This window comes from Pseudomonas sp. PvP009 (assembly GCF_017832995.1).
Classification (GTDB): Bacteria; Pseudomonadota; Gammaproteobacteria; order Pseudomonadales; family Pseudomonadaceae; genus Aquipseudomonas; species Aquipseudomonas syringae.
This window is the reverse complement of the sequence record NZ_JAFIBG010000001.1, coordinates 4,343,101-4,364,270: the sequence shown is the minus strand read 5'-3', so window position 1 is coordinate 4,364,270 and position 21,170 is coordinate 4,343,101. Positions and strand designations below refer to the sequence as shown.

Sequence of the window (21,170 nt, the reverse complement as noted above, 5' to 3'; positions counted from 1 at the left end):
ACACGCCAGCAAAAAAATGGTGTGGACCCACAGCGCACCGAGAGGCTGTTAAATGAATAAAAATGATGAATATCAGACGCTTATCAATGAGATTTGCACGCTCAGCCTGATCTCCGAACCCGAACGTTTTTACGAGTCAGCCAATTTCAAAATCAGCGACGTCGACTTCACCCTTCACTATCAGGACCGCGACGAGGGGCGTGCGATTCTGATCTACGGGGATATGGGCGCGCTGCCCGCGCGCAATCGTGACAGCGCCTTGCTGGCGTTGATGGACATCAATTTTCATATGTTTGCGGGTGCCCACAGCCCGGCTTTCTCCTGGAATGCCCAGACCGGCCGAGTGCTGCTGATGGGATCGATAGGCCTTGAAAGAGCGACAGCCGAGGGCGTGCTGCTGCTGATGAAGTCCTTTGCCGACCTGGCCAGAGAGTGGCGCGAGCACGGTTTCATGGGACCGGTGGGTACTGCGAGCGCCCCGGTCAATACGCCTGCCTCCAAGGCAACCATGCGTGATACGCCTGCGAGCTCCGGGAGGTTCCAATGACTGGCATACGAGTCGGCGGATCAGGCAGTACCGAGATCGTTCAGGCGAACCAGCCGCAGCCGTCTGCCGCTGTCGCCCAGGCTCATCCACACGCGGTAAGCCCGGGCAGCAACCCGCCGCTGACCGCTAGCCAATCGGCCGCACAAGCGCCGGAAAGCTCGGCGGCCGGTGCCGCTCGCCTGCCAGTCGCGCCGCGACATCTGCCGACATTGGAGAAGTTTCGTGCCGAACAGCCCACCGTAAAGGGCACCTCCACGCCGACCATCAGCGCTAACGCGGCGCTGCTGATCGGCAGTTTGTTGCAATCTGAAAAACTGCCCTTCGAGGTCATGGCCGCCCGTTTGTCGCCTGAGCGTTATGCGTTGCAACAGTTTCACGGCTCAGATTTACAGCAAATGCTCGGACGATTCGCTGAGCCAGGGCATGAGCCAAGCAAGGCCGAGACCGAACAACTGATCAAGGGCTTTGCCCGGTCGCTCGCAGACCAGCTGGAACACTTCCAGCTCATGCATGACGCGACGGCTGAGGCATTCGGCCCAGGAGGGCTGCGCGACCGCAACACGCTGGCGGTCAGTCAGGCGGCGCTTGGCGAATACGCCGGTCGGGCGAGTAAGTCCATCGAAGCGGAGCTGAACCACAGTCTTGCGGTGCTGGACGAACGCATCGCCACGCTGGACAGCCAGTTGGAGGGCGCCACTGAGGGCAGCAGACCGGTTTTGCTGATGGACCGGCAGGCGCTGGAAACGGCCAGGGCGATGCTGAGCGACCTGCACGCCGACTTCTGCAAATCGCCTGAAGCCAAGCGGCTGAATGCCGTTGCCGCTCACACGCAAATGGATGCTCTGATCGACAAGCTGAACGTTGATCGCAACTCGGTCGGCGGCTGGAAGGGGTTCGGTCCGATCGTCGCGGCAGCGGTGCCGCAGTTTATGGTGTCCATGCTCCACCTGGGGTATATCCGCACGGCCACCGGTGACGCGATGAAAGATGCCGTTCCCGAAAAAAGCGCCGACGCGAGCATGAAGAGGGCCTTGGCCGTAGGGCTGACTGCCGGGGTGGCTCACGAGGGCGTTACCAACCTGTTGAAGCCTATGGTTCAAGCCGGGTTTCAGAAAGCCGGCCTCAACGAGCGGCTGAATATGGTGCCGCTCAAGGGGATTGATACTGACTCGGTGATTCCCGACCCTTTCGAGTTGAAGAACGACAACGGCGCACTGGTCAGAAAAACGCCTGAGGAAGCCGCTGAGGACAAAGCCTTCGTCGAAAGCGAGCGAGCGGTTTTGAATCAGAAAAAGGTTCAGGTTTCGTCTACCCATCCACTGGGTGAGATGATCCCCTACGGCGCCTTTGGTGGCGGGCAGGCGGTACGTCAGATGCTCAATGATTTCAATCTGCTCAATGGCCAGACCCTGTCGGCCAGAGCGGTGACCTCCGGGATCGCCGGGGCCATATCAGCCACCACCCAGACCATTGCACAGCTGAACTCGACCTATGTCGATCCGCGCGGGCGCAAGATCCCGGTCTTCACCCCGGACCGCGCCAATGCCGATTTGGGCAAGGACCTGGCCAAAGGCCTGGACCTTCGCGAACCGGCGGTACGCACCGCGTTCTACAGCAAGGCTGTTTCAGGTGTGCAGAGCGCAGCGCTGAATGGCGCGCTGCCACCGGTTGCCGTCCAGCCCCAAGGTGCATCCGGCACGCTCAGCGCGAGGAATATCCTGCGCAACATGGCGCTGGCGGCGACCGGTTCGGTGTCTTACCTGTCGACCCTGTATGCCAACCAGTCGGTTACGGCCGAGGCCAAGGCCTTGAAAGAGGCGGGCATGGGCGGCGCAGTGCCGATGCTGCCGCGTACTGAAAGCGCCTGGAACACTATTCGCCATCCCGACAGAGCTTCACTGCCGCATACGTTCCAGCCGGATACCCTGGGTGGTGTCCCCAGAGCCGTTGAAAGCGCTTATCACATGGGCAGAGGGGCGTTGCAATTACCGACCCAACTGGTGGTGGATACACTCCGCGGGGTGGAGGACGGCGTATCGAAAGGTGTTTCGGCCTTGCGCAATTCACGCAACGCGCCAGAGACACCTTTGCCTGCGGACAACGCTGACCCCGTCGATGTCGAGCTGAGTTCGATGGAGGAGGGCCGTCGAGGCTGATAAACACACGGGGGGGCTTGTCCCTGGCGGCCCCTTTTTGTGGAACCGACAACGCCAGGCAGCCACTCACTGCCTGGTCAGCTCAGGCTTTTCTTAAAGGACTATGACGATGAATACCTCGCAACATGAGTTTTCCCGTTTCATCACTGCGCTGGGTGCCCAGCTTGGCACTTCGCTTACCTGGCAGAACGGGGTATGCGCGCTGTATGACGGCCAGGACAACGAAGCCGCCGTCATCGAGTTGCCCGAGCACAGTGAGATGGTCATCTTTCATTGCCGTGTCGGGCGCTGCCCTGAACGCTCTGCCGATTTGCAGCACTTGTTGAGCCTGAACTTCGACGTCGCCCGCTTGCACGGTTGCTGGTTTGCCGTCGATCAGGGCGATGTACGCTTGTGTGCGCAACGTGAGCTGGTGTCGCTCGATGAGCCAGCCTTTTGTGACGTGACACGTGGCTTTATTGCTCAGGCACGCGAAGCCCGCGCATTTCTGCACGCCTGAACAGGCGGGGCTGCACGTAAAAGCGTCGCTTCCATGCGGCGCTTTTGCGTTGTTTCAGCTATCAGCTTTTGACTTCGAAGCCCGACAGTTTCAACTCGCCTGCCGCCTCTTTCAGCGACGCCGAGGGCCGCGACAGCTCCCCGTCGAACGTGTAACCGATGGGTTTGTCCTGGTCTTCGCCATAGATGAAATTGATCCGCCCGAGGGTCTTGTTCACGCTCAACGATGCGCCGCTGTTGTAGCTGATCAGTGGCGTGGGTGACGTGAAATTCTCGGTCTGCGGTGGGGCATGGAACACCACCAGCCTTTTGATCCTCATGTTATTGCGATTTTCCAGAAGGCCGGAGAGTTGGGTCTGCGTCAGCGTACCCCTGCGGCTGCCTTCGTCGATGTCGTCGATCAGCGAGTCTTTTGGTTCAAGGCGTACCCGGGCGAGGGTGCCCTGGCTGTTTTCAAGCTGCTTGACCATGGCGCTGAGCGTCGGGTCCTGACGCATGTACTCCGCGACCCTCGCCGCGTTGCCTGGCGCACTGGCTTCGCGTATCGAACCCATGATTCTGGTGAGGATGCTTTCCTTGCTCAGGCCTGACAGGCTGGTCTTGCTGGTTTCGAAGCGGGCATTGTCCAGCACGCTGTGATTGTTGACCGACGCTTCGTGTTGCACGACCGCCCGTTTCAGGTCTCGAAGCGCCTTGTATTGCGTATCGTTCTGCGACGGCTTGTCGGCAAACAGCGCTTTGAGCCCGTCAAGTCGAGCCTGAATGGCCTGCTCAGGGTTCATGTCGGCGTAAAGAGCGTTCAGCGGATCCTTCAGGTCTGCAAGGCGGGCGGTCGTGGCTTTATCCTTGAAGGCCGCACCGAGACTTTTCGATAGTTTGTCCAGGCTCTCGGTGGTCATCGGGGTCGCTACGTTAAAGCGGAACTTGACCCGTTTGACGGTTTTGTCATCAATGGTCACGTTCGCTGCGACCCCCAGGTTATTGGCTGCCGATTGCGTCGCTGGCGTCGGCCCGGCAGCGGAGGCGGGTGTCGCTGTGGCGTTGGTATGTGTGCCACTGATTTGCCCGCGTGCCTGCCCGCCGACGTTCAGGCTGTTGAAAAAGCGCGGCCGGTTCTTGCCGCCTTCGCGCAGCTCTGTCTTGTCGTTCTTCTGGGTCAGGGAGTAATCGGTGTAGCTCAGCAGGTTGACCGTGACATTCGCCGCCACGCCCAGACGCGCAACTGCGGAAAGCGGCGCGCTGTCGGCCTCCGACAGACCGAAGCCGACGCGCATATCAGCGCTGAAGCCTGTCGTGATATCGAAATTGAAGCGGCGCGCTTCATAGGTTTCGTGGTCCTTGACCTTGTTCAACAGCTGCAAGGGGTTGAGCTTACCTTCGAACAGATCGTCGACGAACCCGTCGATTTCGTCGTCCGCCACATTGAAGATCACCCCGGCACGCTGGCTGGCGGCAGCCGTAGCGGTCACGTCTCCGCCAAGACGGAAGTTCGGAGTCATCTTGCGGTTGTTGCCGATATCGACGCTGCGGGCAGGGTGGTTGTCTTCGAAGAACCCCGGCCAGTAGTCCTTGCCGCCGCCCACGCCGCCGCTGATGTTGCCGGCCGCTTCTCTCATCAGGTACAGGGTCACGCCACCTTCGCAGCGTTCGGCACTGAAGAGGTAGTTGCGATTGCCGGTAGCGCCGGCGGTCGGCCACGGGCCTGTCGACTTGTCGGCAAGGACGGCGAACGGGCTGGTGAGGTTCAGCCCGTAACTGCGTTGCACGCCGATTTCATCGTCGCCATGCTCCAGATTTTTGAGCATGGCCTTGAGCGTGTCGGCCAGTTCGGACTGATCCTGGCTGCCGGTTGCCGCGCGCATATTGACGCTGACCGCGTGGTCGGATTTCTTGAGCGCGTTCGAGAACGCCTTGACTGCGTCATACGCGCCTTCCAGTGCTGCGTTATCGGTAAAGCCCATGTCGGTGACCTGCTTGACCGGGTTCTCGCCATAGGTCACATCGCGTAACGAGGTCAATTCCGCTTGCAGCCTGGGCAGGTCGCTGCTGCGTGTCAGCAGCTCAACCTTGCTGATCAGCGCGCCGAGGTCTTTCAGGGTGACCAGATCCAGCGCCAGACGGGCCTTGCTCAGCCCGTGATCTTCGTTGGCATCGCGGCGCTGGCCCAGACCGATATCGGTTTTGGTGTGAGAAAGCTTCACTCCGTTGTCTTTCAGCCGCTTGAGCGTTGTGGCCGTCGGATTTTCTGCGGATGGGGCGACTTGCGTCAGGGCGTCATCCAGCTCTTTCACGAAATCATGGCCGGAGCTTTTGAAGTTAAGCATTGAGCCCAGTTCAGCCAGCTTCTTGCCGAGCTGGGTGCGTTTTGACGACTTTGCCACTGCGCTGTGCTGGTTGAGCACACCGTCGTTCTGCCTGAGATTTTTGAGCTTGCCGTAGTCCTTGCCAATGTTTTCCAACGCAGTTCTGGCGTGCTTTTCCAGTTCGTCGCGGAAGACTTCGAGTTCTTTTGCCAGCTCAGCGCCCTCAGGGCCAAGCTGCAGGCGCGCAATGCGCGCTTTCAGATCGTTGCCCGGGGTTGGCGGTGCGCCGCCGGCTTCATGAATCAGTTCGAGTTGTTTGAACGCGATCAGCTCTTTCTTGTAGAGCTCCGTCAGGCCCTCGCGACCGTGATAGCGATGCTGGATGTTGTTGCCGACGTTCTTCATCCAGCGAGGCGGTTCCAGTGTGTGCTTGTAAACGTTGGCGCGAATGGCCTCGCTGGCGGTGGGTCGATTGCTTTTCTCCATGCCGCTGCGCCCGAATGCATTGATGTCCAGCTTTGCTGTCAACCCGGTGCCTGGAATCCGCCAGGTCTTGTGCGCGCGCGTGATGCGGTTGTAAACGTCGTTCAAGCCGTTTTTTTCTACGGGACGCTGTTCGAACGCTTGCCACTGCCCCTCTTTGAGTTGCATCAGGCCTTGACCGGCGGCGTCCTCGACCTGGACGCTCAAGCGATTGTCATCATTGCTGTACAGCGCTTTGACCGGTTGGCCGTCAGGCGCTGCAAGAGGCGTCCATTTAGCGGCCAGCTGGCCTCCGAATCGGGTTGCCTGCCATGCCTCTCGGGGCATGCAATACAGCTTGCCGGTGCTGCTCAGCGCGTAAAGGTTGTGCTTTTCGTCCAGTGCCAGTTCCTTGATGTCACCGTCAATTGCGGACGTATCCAGATCGATGGGTTTGTGGTCCTTGCTATGGGCCGTCAGCCTGTTCTGATCATCGAGCGCGACAAAGCGCTTGTCGCTGACCATGGCAAAAGCGGTCACGACCCGATTCTCCAGCCCTGCGATTTCTTTGCCCATCGCCACTTTGGTCGAGCGCGCTATCTGGGCCAGTGCCGTATTGTGGTCGAAGGCGACATTAGGGTGTTTAGGGGCCACGTCGAGCCTGAGCAACTTGCCACCTTTCAACACGTAGGCGTTGCTGTCGGCTCCGCGTTGCAAGCGATCGACATCCTTGATGCCTGCGTCTTTCCAGCACTGCGGCGTCGCGTCCCAACGCTGGATGCGACCGGCGCTCAAACCGACCAGACCGGCACGGTCGAGGTGCAGGCGGTCGGCCCCGACGGGCGCAGGCATAACCGTCAGGCCGCGTGTGTTGTCCAGAACCAGCGCATTGGTCAGGTTCCAGCCGCTTTCCAGCTTCGCACCCTGCTCGTCGAGCGCATGGGAGTGCACCTCGCCCTGACGATTCCTGATCAGTGCGTGCACGCGACCGTCATCGCCGCTGATGAATCCGCTGACGCTGTTGTGGCCGCCCATTGGTTGGTCGTCCAGCCTGTAACCGGCCCGTTCGGGCATCAGGCGCAACGTTGCGTCGTTGCTTTCGAAGGCGCTGCGATCAGTGCTGTAAAGCCTGCCCTGCGTGTCGGCAATAAATAGCCTGTCGTTGCTCAGGGCGACTTCGGCGGCCTGTGCCTGACCGCCGTCGAGTTCCAGGGTTTTGGTTTTTTTCGGGGTCAGCCCACCAATCACCGGACTCATGTCGGTCAGCAGGACGGTCTGTACATCCGAGCCACTGAGCAGTGCCGCGCTATCGTCAGGTGCGACCGAAAATGACTTCAGGTCTTTGAAGTCGGCATGCGGCATGAACGGGCTGGAGAGATCGACGACCACATCGTCACTTTTGGCGTAGACCGAGCCGTTGCCTCCGGTTATCAGGCGGTTGAAAGCGATGTTCTCGATTTCATCCACCGGCTTCCAGCGTGCGGCGAGCGGTTCGAACTGGTACAGCCGGTCTTCGTGCACGCGCAGGCGGTCGCCGTTGGTGGTCTGATGGACGTCGGTGAGGTGAGCGATATGGGCCTTGCCCGGCAACTCCTGGCTGCGCCGCCCGTCAAGGGTGTCGAGATGAATGTGGTTTTCTTCACGCTGCATGTTCACCGGCGGAGGTTTTCCGCCCGGTACCGGCAGTGTTGGCTCGCTGCTGCGGATGACGGCCAGCGAGCTGTCGCCCTGCGCCAGATGCAGCAGATGCCCGTTGGCTTGCAGAAGTTGGTGGCCCTGCGCGCCTTGCTCACTCTGCTGCGCCAGATAGGTTTGTCCGGGCTTGGCGAGTATGTCGTCCAGCAGCGCGGCCATGCCGGGCGTCTTGAACGAAGAGAAATCCGGCTTGCCGTCGGCACTCAGCCTGACAGTGGGCTGTGGTCGCGCATTGCGTATCAGTTGCTCACTCCTGAGCTCGGAGCGCCCGCTGGTGCCATGTTCCAGCCCGGGGTTGCGCAGCGCGAGCGGCCCGTCAGGATCGTCGGCTTTGGTGCCGGAACTGCTTGCCGTGTTCGTGTCGACAGGTTGCATTGACTGGCGTGTACCATCGGAGCCTTTCAGGCGGCCGCCGGGGTTACGGCGTTCGCGCATAGCGCTGGCGACGGCCTCTTCGTCAGTCATGGGCTCTGCGGAGAGTTGCTCTGAAGCGCTGCGCGTGAGCTGATCCTGCGGAAGATTGAACGTGACACGGCGATTGTTACGGGGGGGAGTGTCTGTCCGCGTCGATTCTTCTTCTATTTCATGCGTCGTCGTTCCTGAAGCGTTCGCCCTGTTCGTACGGGTGCGCAGAATGGACTTGGGGAGATGATCGCTGTGCGGTGGCGGGTTATCCGGCAAACGAGTGCCACGAGCGGTGTTTCTGCTGGCCTCGCGACTGGAGCGCGGCGCTGAGCTTGAGTTGGGTTGTGTACTGGGCGGCCTTGCTGCCGACTGCCGGGGTGTCCTGGATTTCTGGAAAACCTTGCCGACACTTTTCAGCAGCCGTTTTCCCATGCTCCCTAGGGAATGTGAGGAGCGCTGGGTCGGCTGTTCGGTTTGCTGCCGGAGATTTGAAGGGTTGTCGGCTCTTGCTGTCGCTTCTGGCGCAATGACGTTTCCGGTATTGCGTTTGACCGTTGGTACCTGCACGGTGCATCTCCCTTTCCTTTTGCCGCCCGACGACGGCGATTGTGTAACCCTTTGAAAAGTCCTTCAGTTCCTGTGTGGCATGGGAAAGGCACCGGTTCCAAAGAAAAACAGCTGGCTGAAACGTTTCAGGCTCGTGGGTACGCAAGCGAAATATGCCTTGCAGGGAACTGGAAAGGCGGGCGTGCCACGTAGGGGGACACGTTCAGGACATTCCGCACATGGCCGCCGTTGCCCTCCACGTTTCGTCCCCTCGCTTGCTGACGCGTTCGGTACAGATCGCCGTTCTGGCCCTGGGGGCGCTGTGCGTGGGCTGCCAGTCAGTCGATGACTCACAGTCGCGCCTTGACCGCTTGCCGCGACTGGTCGCCGGGCTGGGGCACAGGTCTGACGACGCGCAGGCCGACCCTCGAGCTGTAACGACTGTTTCCGATTTGCCCGTCTACAACGGTGAAGACGTTTGGCAAAGGGTGGCGCAGCGATGCCGGCTGGTGGACGGGCAGGGCGTTAATGAACGTATCGCTCGCCAGCGTGACTGGCTGCTGAACAATCGCGGCTTCCTGGCCGGGGCCAGCAAGCGTGCCACGCCTTACCTGCATTTCATTGTCGAACGTCTGGATGAGCGCAACATGCCATTGGAGCTGGCGCTGCTGCCCATGATCGAGAGCTCTTACAATCCCTTGGCCAACTCCCCGGCAGCCGCAGCGGGCCTCTGGCAGTTCATCCCGTCTACCGGTCGCCAGTTCAACTTGAACCAGAGCGCTACCTACGACGCCCGCCGCGATGTCGTCGCGTCAAGCAAGGCGGCGATGGACTATCTGACTCGCCTGCATGATCAGTTCAATAATGACTGGCTGTTGGCACTGGCGGCCTATAACGCAGGCGAGGGTACGGTTGCACGAGCGATTGACGCCAACCGTCGGCGTGGCATGCCTGTCGACTATTGGCATTTGAATTTACCCCGGGAAACCCAGGACTACGTTCCGCGCCTGCTGGCACTCTCGCTGGTGGTGCGCAATCCAGGCGCCTACGGCGTGCAACTGACGCCGGTCGCCAACATGCCGTATTTCGATGTGGTTGAGCTCAACCACACGGTAGACCTGACTCAGCTCGCCGCCACCACCGGGGTAGACGAGGCACAGTTGTTGCGCCTCAACCCGGCATTCCTGCGAAAAAAGACCCCGGATGGGCCGGGACGTTTGCTGATTCCCAAGACCCACACGCAGGTGTTGACGGCAGGTATCGAGCGGATCACCGGAGAGTCGCCGACAACCGCTGTGATCCCGGCAAGCCCCGGAAAGCGTGTGATCGAGCGTCAGCCAGCGTCACAGGTGGCCGAGCGCGCTCCGGTGCCTGGACCGTTGCAAGCAGCAGGGCGCGAGCAGACGGCAGGCCTGAGGCAGGTGCTTGAGCGCGAGCCTGCACCGGAATCGGTACAACCGGTCAGGCGTGAACCGCAACCGAAAGTCGTCCAGGTTGCCAGGCAGGAGCCCTTGCCTGGCCCAGCGCAACCCGTTCAGGCTGCCGAACAGGTGACTGTGTCCGAATCCATCCAGCCAGCGCGTCAGGCGCCACCGCAGGCGACAAACGAGCGTTCGCTGCTGGACCGCCGGATTCAAAAGAGGCTGTACATTGATGACCGTTCGTCGCCACGCAAGCGCGACGAGATCGCGTATCGCGATGAGCCGCGTGAGCTGCCGAACGGTCCTCGTGTCGTGGTATACGCAAGCGATCCACGCCAATAACCTCTCGATTTTTTTCTCCTGAGCACTTAAAGCACCTGAAAATTGCCCTTTTTTAGTGCTTTTTCGCGTTACCAGCGCGTGCCCGAAACCTGCGAATGAAAAATTCTGCTCCTTTTTTTGCCTTTATAGGGGCGTAAAAAGGGGGGCGGACCAAGCTTTACCAAATATGTTTCTCAATGGCTCACGCAAACTTTGTAAAGAATTGTAAGGAAATACTTACACATTTTTTGAAACAATCTCAGTGATGATGAGGTATCAGCACTGCTTATGGTGGTAGGCCTTCACAGCGCTATAAGCGTGGATTGCCAGATTGTCCTACAGTGAATCCTTTCAGCTAATTAGCCATTTTCATAACCTGCAAATCCGCATTCTGAAAAGGCGCCGCGTTCGGATTGCCGAATGCGAGGGTGGCAAAAAGCTATCGCGAGATGCCCCCAAAAACTGGGACACTTCAGGATCCAACCAAGCCAGAGATGCGACCTCGTTCGGAAATCCGACTGAACTCTTGTTTATATCAGCCCAGTGGTCGAGTACTGTCTGGCCACCGGTACTGCCTATTCTAATGTGTGAAATAAGTTAAATTTTTACAGGCTTTTTGTTTGAGTGCATTAGTTGTGAGTGTCATGAAAGTTAATACAGTCAGTTCGTGTGGCTGGCTCTCCTGTTTTGGAAAAATATAGTGCAGTACACAACTAAGGTGCTGCGGGGCCTATTAAGTGCATCGTCCGGTTCGCGGAGTGGCTATCTGTTTTTTCTGCGATTGGCAAGTTACAAATTTTTCGATTTCATTATGACCCATGATCGGGCATACGGCTGGATTCCCGTGCAGCCACGGGGGCTGCAGCGACGATTAGCCAGCGTAAGTCTATGATAATTTTGGAATAAGGATATATTAATAGGGTCATTTCAAAGCGCTTGCGCTATACCGAGTGGATCTTAACGCGCTGTCGCTACTTGATAGTGATTCTCGAGTTTGTGAAATTTTTCACAGTCGCTGGGGAACTAAATGGCTATATGTGTGCCTTGTAAGACGTGGTATTAATATCCCGCCTTCCTCCCGCTATGAGAGTGATCGATGAGCACAGACATTGATAACGACGTTCGAACGTGTTGGAACGTAACTGCATTATCGGCTGGTCATCAAATTGCAATGAACAGCGCGCTACTGGATATGGACTTGCTTCTTTGCGGGGAAACCGGCACCGGCAAAGATACCCTGGCCAGCCGGATTCACGAGCTGTCGAGCAGGACCGGGCCCTTTGTCGGCATGAACTGTGCGGCCATCCCCGAATCGTTGGCAGAGAGCCAGTTGTTCGGCGTGGTCAATGGTGCGTTCACCGGCGTGTGCCGGGCTCGCGAGGGCTACATCGAAGCCTCCAACGGCGGCACCCTCTATCTGGATGAAATCGACAGCATGCCGTTGAGCCTTCAGGCCAAGCTCTTGCGGGTGCTGGAAAGCAGGGGCGTCGAGCGGCTAGGCTCGACCGATTTCATACCACTGGATCTGCGAGTGATTGCTTCGGCCCAGCGTCCGCTGGATGAACTGGTGGAACAAGGACTTTTTCGTCGTGACCTGTTTTTCAGGCTCAATGTGCTGACACTGCAGTTGCCAGCCTTGCGCAAGCGTCGCGAGCAGATTTTGCCATTGTTCGACCAGTTCACCCAGGACGTCGCCGCAGAAGCCGGCCGCTCCGTTCCAACGCTCGACAATCGACGTGTACAGATCCTGTTGAGCCATGACTGGCCCGGCAACGTGCGCGAACTGAAGTCGGCTGCCAAGCGATTTGTCCTGGGGTTGCCGTTGCTGGGCGCCGAGCCGGTCGAAGCGCGTGACCCGGTAACAGGGCTGCGCATGCAGATGCGCGTCATCGAGAAAATGCTCATTCAGGATGCCTTGAAGCGACATCGGCACAATTTCGACGCTGTGCTCGAGGAGCTCGAACTGCCCCGGCGCACCCTCTACCACCGCATGAAAGAGCTGGGTGTTGCTTCGCATATCGACCTGGTAGCCGAGTCCTGAATCGCTGCTGCGCTCGCGCAACGCTGATGCCATTGGAGTCATGAAATGAATCTCGACGATGAGTTTGACGATCACCTGGATGCGGAGCGCGTACCCAATCTGGGGATCGTCGCCGAAAGTATTTCGCAGCTCGGCATTGATGTCCTGCTGTCGGGCGAGACCGGTACCGGTAAAGACACCATTGCCCGGCGCATTCACAACATGTCCGGGCGCCAGGGGCGCTTCGTCCCGATGAACTGCGCAGCCATTCCGGAATCGCTCGCCGAGAGCGAGCTGTTCGGAGTGGTGAGTGGGGCCTATACCGGCGCCGACCGCTCCCGAATGGGCTACATCGAGGCGGCGCAGGGCGGAACCTTGTACCTGGATGAGATCGATAGCATGCCGCTCGCCCTGCAGGCCAAGCTGCTGAGGGTGCTTGAAACCCGTGCACTGGAGCGTCTGGGTTCGACCTCCACGATCAACCTGGATATCTGTGTGATTGCCTCGGCCCAGGCCTGTCTGGACGACGCCGTCGAAGAAGGCAAGTTTCGGCGCGACCTGTACTTTCGCCTGAACGTGCTGACCCTCAAACTGCCGCCGCTGCGCGATCAGCCCGAGCGTATCCTGCCGTTGTTCACCCGATTTGTGGCGGCGTCGGCCAAAGAACTTAACCTCGCGATTCCCGATGTATGTCCGTTGCTTCAGCAGGTACTGACGGGGCATCACTGGCCCGGCAATATCCGCGAGCTCAAGGCCGCTGCAAAGCGCCATGTGTTGGGCTTTCCTCTGCTCGGGGCTGACTCGCAGACCGAAGAGCACCTGGCGTGCGGGCTCAAGTTCCAGCTGCGAGCGATCGAAAAGGCCTTGATTCAGCAAGCGCTCAAGCGCCACTGCAATTGCATCGACGCGGCCAGCCTGGAGCTCGATATTCCACGTCGTACGCTCTACCGCCGCATCAAGGAATTGAGCATCTGATTTTTTGCAGAAGATCTGGAACCGATTCCCGGGCACAGGCCACCTAGCTGTACCAAGCAATTACGCTGGTACAGACGAAGGGGTATGACGTTATGACTATCATGAGTTCTCTGGCGGGTGCAGGTCGCGGTGTCGTCAACACGATCGGTGGTGCCGCTCAAGGCATCAACAGCGTAAAGAGCAGCGCCGACCGTAATGCTGCACTGGTGAGCAACACCGGCAGCACTGACAGCATCGACGCTACTCGCTCCAGCATCAGCAAAGGCGATGCAAAAAGTGCCGAGCTTGACGGCACCGCGAACGAAGAGAACGGCCTGCTGCGCGAGTCGAGCATGCTGGCGGGCTTTGAGGACAAGAAAGAGGCGCTTTCCAACCAGATCGTCGCAAGCAAGATCCGGAACTCGGTCGTCCAGTTCTGATTTCTTGAAGCCCCTTCGCACCTGAGGGGGCTGCTACTTTGAGGAGGTTGTGATGCAGAGTCTCAGTCTTAACAGCAGCTCGCTGCAAACCCCGGCAATGGCCCTTGTTCTGGTACGTCCTGAAACCGAGACGACTGGCGCCAGTACGTCGAGCAAGGCGCTTCAGGAAGTTGTCGTGAAGCTGGCCGAGGAACTGATGCGCAATGGTCAACTCGACGACAGCTCGCCATTGGGCAAACTGCTGGCCAAGTCGATGGCCGCGGATGGCAAGGCAGGCGGCGGTATCGAGGATGTCATCGCTGCGCTGGACAAGCTGATTCATGAAAAGCTGGGTGACAACTTCGGCGCGTCTGCGGACAACGCCTCGGGTACCGGACAGCAGGACCTGATGACTCAGGTGCTCAGTGGCCTTGCCAAGTCTATGCTCGATGATCTTCTGACCAAGCAGGATGGCGGGGCAAGCTTCTCCGAAGACGATATGCCGATGCTGAACAAGATCGCGCAGTTCATGGATGACAATCCCGCACAGTTTCCCAAGCCGGACTCGGGTTCCTGGGTGAACGAACTCAAGGAAGACAACTTCCTTGATGGCGACAAAACGGCTGCGTTCCGCTCGGCACTCGACATCATTGGCCAGCAACTGGGTAATCAGCAGAGTGGCGCTGGTGGTCTGGCGGGGACGGGTGGAGGTCTGGGCACTCCGAGCAGTTTTTCTAACAGCTCGTCCGTGACGGGTGATCCGCTGATCGACGCCAATACCGGTCCCGGTGACAGCGGCACTACCAGTGGTGAAGCGGGGCAACTGATCGGCGAGCTTATCGACCGTGGCCTGCAATCGGTATTGGCTGGCGGTGGGCTGGGTACACCCCTAAACACCCCGCAGACCGGCACGGCGGCGAATGGCGGACAGTCCGCTCAGGATCTTGACCAGTTGCTGGGCGGCTTGCTGCTCAAGGGCCTTGAAGCGACGCTCAAGGACGCCGGACAAACCGCTACCGACGTGCAGTCGAGCGCTGCGCAAATCGCCACCTTGCTGGTCAGTACGCTGCTGCAAGGCACCCGCAATCAGGCCGCAGCCTGACCGACACCCGCCTGACGGAGAACTCACGTGACCATTTCCCACCTTGGTAATGTTAAAAGCATCTCGCCGGAACTCGGGCAGGATGTGCCACAGGGGCTCGTTTCAGAACCGGCCCAGGCGGATGTCGACATCTTCACCGCTGCCACGCAGCCGGACGGCGTTTCGAGCGGAGCGCCGCTTTCCGAGCATATCGCCAGCGCAATTTCCGGCGGTCTGGGCGAAACCGAAAAAATGTCTCAGCAAGCAATGCGGTCGATGAAGAAAGCCTCCGGCACGGGAGACGCGCTGGATATCGCCGCGATGACCAGGACCCTGTCGCAATGTTCGTTGCAGACTGCGCTCACGACCAAGGTGGTGAGCAAGACTGCGCAGGCGCTCGACAAGCTGACTAACTTGCAGTAGAGGTTTCCGTGAAATTTCTGAGCGCAGGGCTGCTGCTGATTTGCATGGTGTTGCTCGGCGGCTGCAGTGATGAAACCGATCTGTTCACCGGCTTGTCCGAGCAGGACTCCAATGAGGTCGTTGCCCGTCTTGCCGATCAGCATATCGACGCGCGCAAACGCCTGGAAAAAACCGGCGTTGTCGTCACCGTCGCGACCAGCGACATGAACCGCGCCGTCAGAGTGCTCAACGCTGCCGGCCTGCCACGCCAGTCTCGCGCCAGTCTGGGGGATATCTTCAAGAAAGAAGGGGTCATTTCGACCCCGCTCGAAGAGCGCGCCCGCTACATCTATGCCCTGTCTCAGGAACTCGAAGCGACGCTTTCGCAGATAGACGGCGTCATCGTGGCCAGGGTGCACGTGGTACTTCCGGAACGCATCGCACCGGGCGAACCAGTGCAACCTGCCTCTGCTGCGGTGTTCATCAAACACTCCGCAGCGCTTGACCCGGACAGCGTGCGCGGACGCATTCAACAGATGGTCGCCAGCAGTATCCCCGGCATGTCGACGCAATCGGCAGAGTCGAAAAAGTTTTCCATTGTGTTCGTACCGGCTACCGAGTTTCAGGAAACCACACAGTGGGTCAGTTTCGGACCGTTCAAGCTGGACAGCGCCAATCTGCCGTTCTGGAACCTGATGCTTTGGCTGGTGCCGGTTGGCCTGGCGGTGTTGCTGCTGATCATCGCGCTGCTGTTGCGCAGTGACTGGCGCGCCTCGGTGCTTCGGCGGATCGGTTTTGCCGGCCGTAGCCGCTCGACCGTACCGGCGCGCGCGTGATGGACCTGACCGCCGAGGACTATTGGACTCAGTGGTGGTGCAATCCCTGGCCATGGGCGCATGCGGGCTGGCAAAGCCGGTTCGCCGAGCGCTGCGGACTGACCGTCAGCGACTGTGAGGCCCTGATGGTCAGCCGTCACAGCGTGTTCCTGCAGAGTGTCGGCATCACGCCAAGTCAACCGCCGATGCCTGCAGCGCCGGTGTTGAGCTGGCTGGCACTGACGACCGTGCAGCGTGATCAGGCGCTGGATCTGGCGCAACGCATCTGTTTTTCCCGTAACGAAAGCGACGGACATGACGGACAGTGGTGCTGGTCCCTGACCAAGGCGTTGCGCCCCGGTGTCTGGCTGGATCTGGAACATGAAGATGTGCGCTTGCTGTTGGGTGCCTGGCTCGGGCCTGAGTATTGGCCGCGATTGCGTCTGGCCTGGGCGCCCGATGAGGTCGCCGACAGCCCTTGCTCGGCCCCCGAAAATAAACTTCAGACGCTGTGGCAGGCTGTTCTATGGCGTGTCACTGCGGCCTGAATATCCGCTTTCCTCTGCACCAGGAACTTTCCCATGCTTGCCAAACGCAGTATTACCTTGACTGCCGACGCGGTGCTGCCCGAGCCGGTATTGCGCCGTGAAGACATCGCCAACAGTCTGCTGGCTCGCGATATTCTGATGGACGCGCAACGTCAGGCGGAGCAGTTGCTGGTACTTGAGCAGGCTAAAGCCGATCGTCGGCATCAGGAGGCGCTTGCGCAGTTCTGGGAGCGCGCTAATGCCTTTCTGGACGAGCTGCACGTCCAGCGCGAAGCCTTGCAGCAGCAAGCCATGACTGCTGTCGAGGAGTTATTGACTGAGGGATTGCGCCAGTTGCTCGACGAAACGACCCTTGCCGAGCGCGCTCGGGCACTGGTCAGGAACCTGGCAGCCAGTCAGCTCAACGAAGCAGTGGCCACGCTCAGCGTTCATCCGGAGATGGCCGAGCCAGTCGCCGAATGGTTGGCAGAGAGTCGTTTTGCCGAGCACTGGGAGCTCAAACGTGATGCGACGCTGGCCACTGAAAGCCTGCGCCTGAGCGACGCCAACGGCGCGTTCGAAATCGATTGGGCAACGCTGCGCAACGGGCTGGCAGGCACTGAGCCAGCTGCCTGAAACAGACTCTTGCGGCGAAAATGGAACCGCTCCACCTGTTTGCTCCACTCAAGGTTTGAACCTTTCTGCTGGAGCATCCGGACATGATAAATTTCAAATCCCTGCAAAATAACCTCGATTCCACGCTCACTCGCGCGTTGTCCGACGTGGATGACGTGCTGGACGGGGGCAATGGGCATTTCACCGCCGACGACATCGATGCCTTCAGTGAGGCGAGCCAGCAGGCTGCGGTCAGCTCCAACATCGCTGATCAATGCCAGCAGGCTGGTTATAAAATGACCAAAAATGTCATCGATGGATTTCAGTGAGTTCGAGGAGGTCGTCGGCCTGTGGCGTGATCAGCGCCCGGCGAGCCCGCTCGACTGCTGGGTCGACGACGCCAACGCACGGCTGGAAATGGTGGGTGGCGGAGTCCGTTGCAGCATCGAGTTACTCGACCCCTATGACGCCAACGACCCTCAGCGTATCGAAGCATTGCTCAGTCATGGCGGTGCCAGCCTGGCGTGTGCCTGTGACGGCGCGTTCGCCATCGATCCGCAAACGCGCTGCATGGTGCTGGTCAGCTGGATGCCTGGCCCCTGCAGCCTTGCCGATCTGCTGAACCGTCTGGAAAGCCTGGCCAATCAGCGCGCGGCCTTGCTCAGCCTGATGCACACCACTCTGGTCAATTCTGTGCCCGCCTTAGCCGGGCGCACGACCCTCAATCACCGGCAACCGGGAGTTTGAAATGCGCAAGGCCTTGATGTGGTTGCCTTTATTGTTGATCGGGCTGTCCCCCGCCACGTGGGCGGTGACCCCCGAAGCCTGGAAACATACGGCTTACGCCTACGATGCCCGGCAGACCGAGCTGGCGACAGCGCTGGCCGACTTCGCCAAAGAATTCGGCATGGCGCTGGATATGCCGCCCATTCCCGGGGTCCTTGATGACCGGATACGCGCTCAGAGCCCGGAAGAGTTTCTCGACCGTCTGGGCCAGGAATATCACTTCCAGTGGTTTGTGTATAACGACACGTTGTACGTCAGCCCCTCTAGCGAGCACACCTCGGCACGCATCGAAGTGTCATCCGACGCGGTAGATGACCTGCAGACTGCTTTGACCGATGTGGGGCTGCTGGACAAGCGCTTTGGTTGGGGTGTACTGCCGAACGAAGGCGTGGTTCTGGTTCGCGGCCCGGCAAAATATGTGGAACTGGTGCGCGATTACAGCAAGAAAGTCGAAGCACCTGAAAAGGGCGACAAGCAGGACATCATCGTATTTCCGCTCAAATACGCCAGTGCCGCGGACCGCACCATTCGCTATCGCGATCAACAACTGGTGGTCGCCGGTGTCGCCAGCATTCTCCAGGATTTGCTGGATACCCGTTCTCATGGCGGGTCCATCAATGGTATGGATCTGCTGGGGCGAGGCGGTCGCGGTAACGGTCTGGCGGGCGGTGGCGCCCCGGACGCTCCGAGTCTGCCGATGAGCTCCAGCGGCCTCGATACCAATGCGTTGGAGCAGGGCCTCGATCAGGTACTGCACTATGGCGGCGGAGGCGGCAGCAAAAGTGGTGGAAAAAGCCGCTCTGGCGGTCGGGCCAACATCCGCGTAACGGCCGATGTCCGTAACAATGCTGTGCTGATCTATGACTTGCCCTCACGCAAGGCCATGTACGAAAAGCTCATCAAAGAGCTGGATGTTTCGCGCAACCTGATCGAAATCGACGCCGTGATTCTCGACATCGATCGCAACGAGCTGGCAGAACTGTCCAGCCGCTGGAACTTCAATGCCGGGAGTGTCAACGGGGGTGCCAACATGTTCGACGCGGGCACCAGCTCCACCCTGTTCATTCAGAACGCCGGCAAGTTCGCTGCCGAACTGCATGCGCTGGAAGGTAACGGCTCAGCCTCGGTGATCGGCAATCCATCGATTCTTACCCTTGAAAACCAGCCGGCCGTGATTGACTTCAGTCGCACCGAATACCTCACTGCGACGTCGGAACGTGTGGCCAATATAGAGCCCATCACCGCTGGCACCAGTCTGCAGGTGACTCCGCGCTCGCTGGATCACGATGGCAAGCCTCAGGTGCAACTGATCGTCGATATCGAGGATGGTCAGATCGACATCTCCGACATCAATGACACGCAGCCAAGTGTGCGCAAAGGCAATGTCAGTACCCAGGCCGTCATAGCCGAACACGGTTCACTGGTCATAGGCGGTTTCCATGGCCTTGAAGCCAACGACAAGATCCACAAGGTTCCGTTGCTGGGCGATATCCCCTACGTCGGCAAGCTGCTGTTCCAGTCCCGCAGCCGTGAACTGAGCCAGCGCGAGCGCCTGTTCATTCTGACGCCAAGACTGATTGGCGACCAGGTCAACCCGGCTCGCTATGTGCAGAACGGCAACCCTCACGATGTCGATGACCAGATGAAAAGGATCAAGGAACGGCGTGACGGCGGTGAGCTGCCTACCCGCGGCGACATTCAGAAAGTCTTCACGCAGATGGTCGATGGCGCTGCGCCAGAGGGTATGCATGACGGCGAAACACTGCCCTTTGAAACCGACAGCCTGTGTGACCCGGGTCAGGGCCTGACCCTCGATGGCCAGCGCTCGCAATGGTATGCACGCAAGGACTGGGGTGTGGCCGTTGTGGTAGCGCGTAACAATACCGACAAACCGGTGCGCATCGACGAGAGTCGCTGCGGTGGTCGCTGGGTCATCGGCGTCGCCGCCTGGCCCCACGCATGGCTGCAACCGGGCGAGGAGAGCGAAGTGTATATCGCGGTACGTCAGCCACAGATATCAAAAATGGCCAAAGAGAGTCGGCCATCACTGCTCCGGGGGGCAAAGCCATGAAGATCAGCAGCGTTGCAGTCGTGTTGGTGGTGTTCGCTACCCTGACCGGGTGCGCCACCCACGGTTGTTCGGGAACTGCCTGCAAACGCCCGGACTCCACCAGCCGTGAACTGGTCATCTGGTGGCCTCCGGACATGCGTGACGGTCTTGATGATCAAGACCACGAGCGCGATTACACCGTCGTGAAGTTAAGGGACTAGACATGATCGAGGTCGAGGAGAAAACAGCGTTCTACTACAACGTTGCGGCGCAGAGTCCCGCGGTGTGGCCGGTGGCAAACGGAGTCTCTTTTGTCAGCCGGCGCGAGCATCATGACTGGGGCATTGCGCTGCACATCGAGGGGCGAGCGCTGCGTCCCGAACAACTTAGAGAGGCGCTGCAACTGAGGTTCTCAGAAGCCGAACGATTCAATGACTACTTTCTGTTCCTGGATATGCGGCGTGATTTCGTCGTATGGCACGCGGTGAGCGACGCCCCCCATGCCGTCACCAACCTCGACGATATCCGGCGAAACGAATTGATACTGGCAGGCCTGGATCATCTGGTTTAAGAGATAACACCCGCATGAAAAAAAGACCGCTCCAGTGCAGATGGGGCGGTCTTTTTTTGCGCAGATGCAATCTACAAGCGTCAGGCAGTCACTGGTCGTGCGGAGCTCGGTCGGTTTTCGACACTGCACAGCGGTCACCCCGGCAGCGAGCACTGCCATCCGGATGGGGCAACCAGGCCAAATGCGGACGCCAGCGACAAAAAAGACGATAGCCAATATCAAGTAGCGGCCTGGTCAAGCGCCATGACAACGGTGCAGCCCAGACACCCAGCCCTGCTGCTCGCCAGCTCCAGAGCGTAGCGTCCAGGCCTGTGACCCATGTCCCATCGTCAAATCGGGCGTGCAATGATGATTCCATCTGCGCAAGTGTGAACCCCACAGATCCGGCATCAAACGCTTCACCACTAATATCGACAAAACGAAGGCGATCGGGTTTGGCGCGCGCACGCAGGATCTTGATTTCGCGCGCGCAGAGTGGGCATTCACCGTCGAAATAGAGGGTCAGGGGCCAATGGGTTATCTTGTGCATCGATGCTGTGTCCCGTACCGGTTGTGCACAAGGTAGTCGCAAACATC

At 59.3% G+C, this 21,170-nt stretch carries 19 protein-coding genes; 17 read left to right on the top strand and 2 right to left on the bottom strand.

What is annotated here, in order from left to right; all coding sequences use genetic code 11:
* Window positions 1-52: 52 nt before the first annotated feature.
* The 3 genes from JOE29_RS18740 (at window position 53) to JOE29_RS18730 (ending at window position 3,202) form a co-directional block, all read left to right on the top strand.
* A complete protein-coding gene (locus JOE29_RS18740; protein ID WP_003409051.1) occupies window positions 53-547 on the top strand; it encodes a CesT family type III secretion system chaperone in 495 nt (164 codons plus the stop codon).
* Window positions 544-2,703 carry a restriction endonuclease gene (locus JOE29_RS18735; protein WP_103364921.1) on the top strand — a complete coding sequence of 720 codons (2,160 nt, stop codon included), beginning with the start codon at window positions 544-546 and terminating at the stop codon, window positions 2,701-2,703. Before JOE29_RS18740 ends, JOE29_RS18735 begins: the two co-directional genes overlap by 4 nt.
* Window positions 2,704-2,812: 109 nt before the next feature.
* Window positions 2,813-3,202, top strand: coding sequence for a type III secretion system chaperone (locus tag JOE29_RS18730; RefSeq protein ID WP_003314129.1), 390 nt, complete (start codon window positions 2,813-2,815; stop codon window positions 3,200-3,202).
* A gap of 61 nt (window positions 3,203-3,263) precedes the next feature.
* Here the strand turns inward: JOE29_RS18730 and JOE29_RS18725 are convergent, their stop codons facing one another.
* Window positions 3,264-8,633 (bottom strand): AvrE-family type 3 secretion system effector, encoded by a 5,370-nt coding sequence (locus tag JOE29_RS18725; RefSeq protein ID WP_210079752.1) that lies wholly within the window; start codon window positions 8,631-8,633, stop codon window positions 3,264-3,266.
* 218 nt (window positions 8,634-8,851) lie between these two features.
* Between JOE29_RS18725 and JOE29_RS18720 the strand changes: the two genes are divergently transcribed.
* From JOE29_RS18720 to JOE29_RS18655, 14 genes are all read left to right on the top strand, one after another.
* Entirely contained in the window at window positions 8,852-10,375 is a 1,524-nt protein-coding gene (locus JOE29_RS18720) for a lytic transglycosylase domain-containing protein (protein ID WP_210079751.1), read from the top strand.
* Window positions 10,376-11,450: 1,075 nt separating this feature from the next.
* Entirely contained in the window at window positions 11,451-12,395 is a 945-nt protein-coding gene (gene hrpR / locus JOE29_RS18715) for a transcriptional regulator HrpR (protein WP_016567365.1), read from the top strand.
* Between the two features lie 45 nt (window positions 12,396-12,440).
* The gene (gene hrpS / locus JOE29_RS18710; protein ID WP_137982997.1) at window positions 12,441-13,349 is read left to right on the top strand and encodes a transcriptional regulator HrpS; all 909 of its coding nucleotides are present in this window, start codon (window positions 12,441-12,443) and stop codon (window positions 13,347-13,349) included.
* Between the two features lie 92 nt (window positions 13,350-13,441).
* Window positions 13,442-13,768, top strand: a complete 327-nt coding sequence (locus JOE29_RS18705; protein ID WP_003314134.1) for an Hrp pili protein HrpA — start codon at window positions 13,442-13,444, stop codon at window positions 13,766-13,768.
* Between the two features lie 52 nt (window positions 13,769-13,820).
* Window positions 13,821-14,849, top strand: coding sequence for a type III secretion system effector HrpZ (gene hrpZ, locus JOE29_RS18700; protein ID WP_210079750.1), 1,029 nt, complete (start codon window positions 13,821-13,823; stop codon window positions 14,847-14,849).
* Window positions 14,850-14,876: 27 nt separating this feature from the next.
* Window positions 14,877-15,251, top strand: a complete 375-nt coding sequence (sctI, locus tag JOE29_RS18695) for a type III secretion system inner rod subunit SctI (protein ID WP_003314135.1) — start codon at window positions 14,877-14,879, stop codon at window positions 15,249-15,251.
* 8 nt (window positions 15,252-15,259) lie between these two features.
* The gene (sctJ, locus tag JOE29_RS18690) at window positions 15,260-16,066 is read left to right on the top strand and encodes a type III secretion inner membrane ring lipoprotein SctJ (protein WP_003314136.1); all 807 of its coding nucleotides are present in this window, start codon (window positions 15,260-15,262) and stop codon (window positions 16,064-16,066) included.
* On the top strand, window positions 16,066-16,593 hold the full coding sequence (locus JOE29_RS18685; RefSeq protein ID WP_003421875.1) for a hypothetical protein: 528 nt from the start codon (window positions 16,066-16,068) through the stop codon (window positions 16,591-16,593). The genes sctJ and JOE29_RS18685 overlap by 1 nt, the downstream gene beginning before the upstream one ends.
* Window positions 16,594-16,626: 33 nt before the next feature.
* Window positions 16,627-17,208, top strand: coding sequence for a type III secretion system stator protein SctL (sctL, locus tag JOE29_RS18680; RefSeq protein WP_058444547.1), 582 nt, complete (start codon window positions 16,627-16,629; stop codon window positions 17,206-17,208).
* Window positions 17,209-17,291: 83 nt separating this feature from the next.
* On the top strand, window positions 17,292-17,516 hold the full coding sequence (locus tag JOE29_RS18675; protein ID WP_003314139.1) for a type III secretion protein: 225 nt from the start codon (window positions 17,292-17,294) through the stop codon (window positions 17,514-17,516).
* Window positions 17,494-17,934, top strand: coding sequence for a type III secretion system protein HrpG (locus JOE29_RS18670; protein ID WP_017277760.1), 441 nt, complete (start codon window positions 17,494-17,496; stop codon window positions 17,932-17,934). The genes JOE29_RS18675 and JOE29_RS18670 overlap by 23 nt, the downstream gene beginning before the upstream one ends.
* A gap of 1 nt (window position 17,935) precedes the next feature.
* Window positions 17,936-20,044 carry a type III secretion system outer membrane ring subunit SctC gene (gene sctC / locus JOE29_RS18665; protein ID WP_003421878.1) on the top strand — a complete coding sequence of 703 codons (2,109 nt, stop codon included), beginning with the start codon at window positions 17,936-17,938 and terminating at the stop codon, window positions 20,042-20,044.
* Window positions 20,041-20,244 (top strand): HrpT family type III secretion system protein, encoded by a 204-nt coding sequence (hrpT, locus tag JOE29_RS18660; RefSeq protein ID WP_003314144.1) that lies wholly within the window; start codon window positions 20,041-20,043, stop codon window positions 20,242-20,244. Before sctC ends, hrpT begins: the two co-directional genes overlap by 4 nt.
* A gap of 2 nt (window positions 20,245-20,246) precedes the next feature.
* Entirely contained in the window at window positions 20,247-20,594 is a 348-nt protein-coding gene (locus tag JOE29_RS18655; RefSeq protein WP_003314145.1) for a hypothetical protein, read from the top strand.
* A gap of 88 nt (window positions 20,595-20,682) precedes the next feature.
* Here the strand turns inward: JOE29_RS18655 and JOE29_RS18650 are convergent, their stop codons facing one another.
* Window positions 20,683-21,123, bottom strand: a complete 441-nt coding sequence (locus JOE29_RS18650) for a DUF393 domain-containing protein (RefSeq protein ID WP_003339815.1) — start codon at window positions 21,121-21,123, stop codon at window positions 20,683-20,685.
* Between the last annotated feature and the right edge of the window lie 47 nt (window positions 21,124-21,170).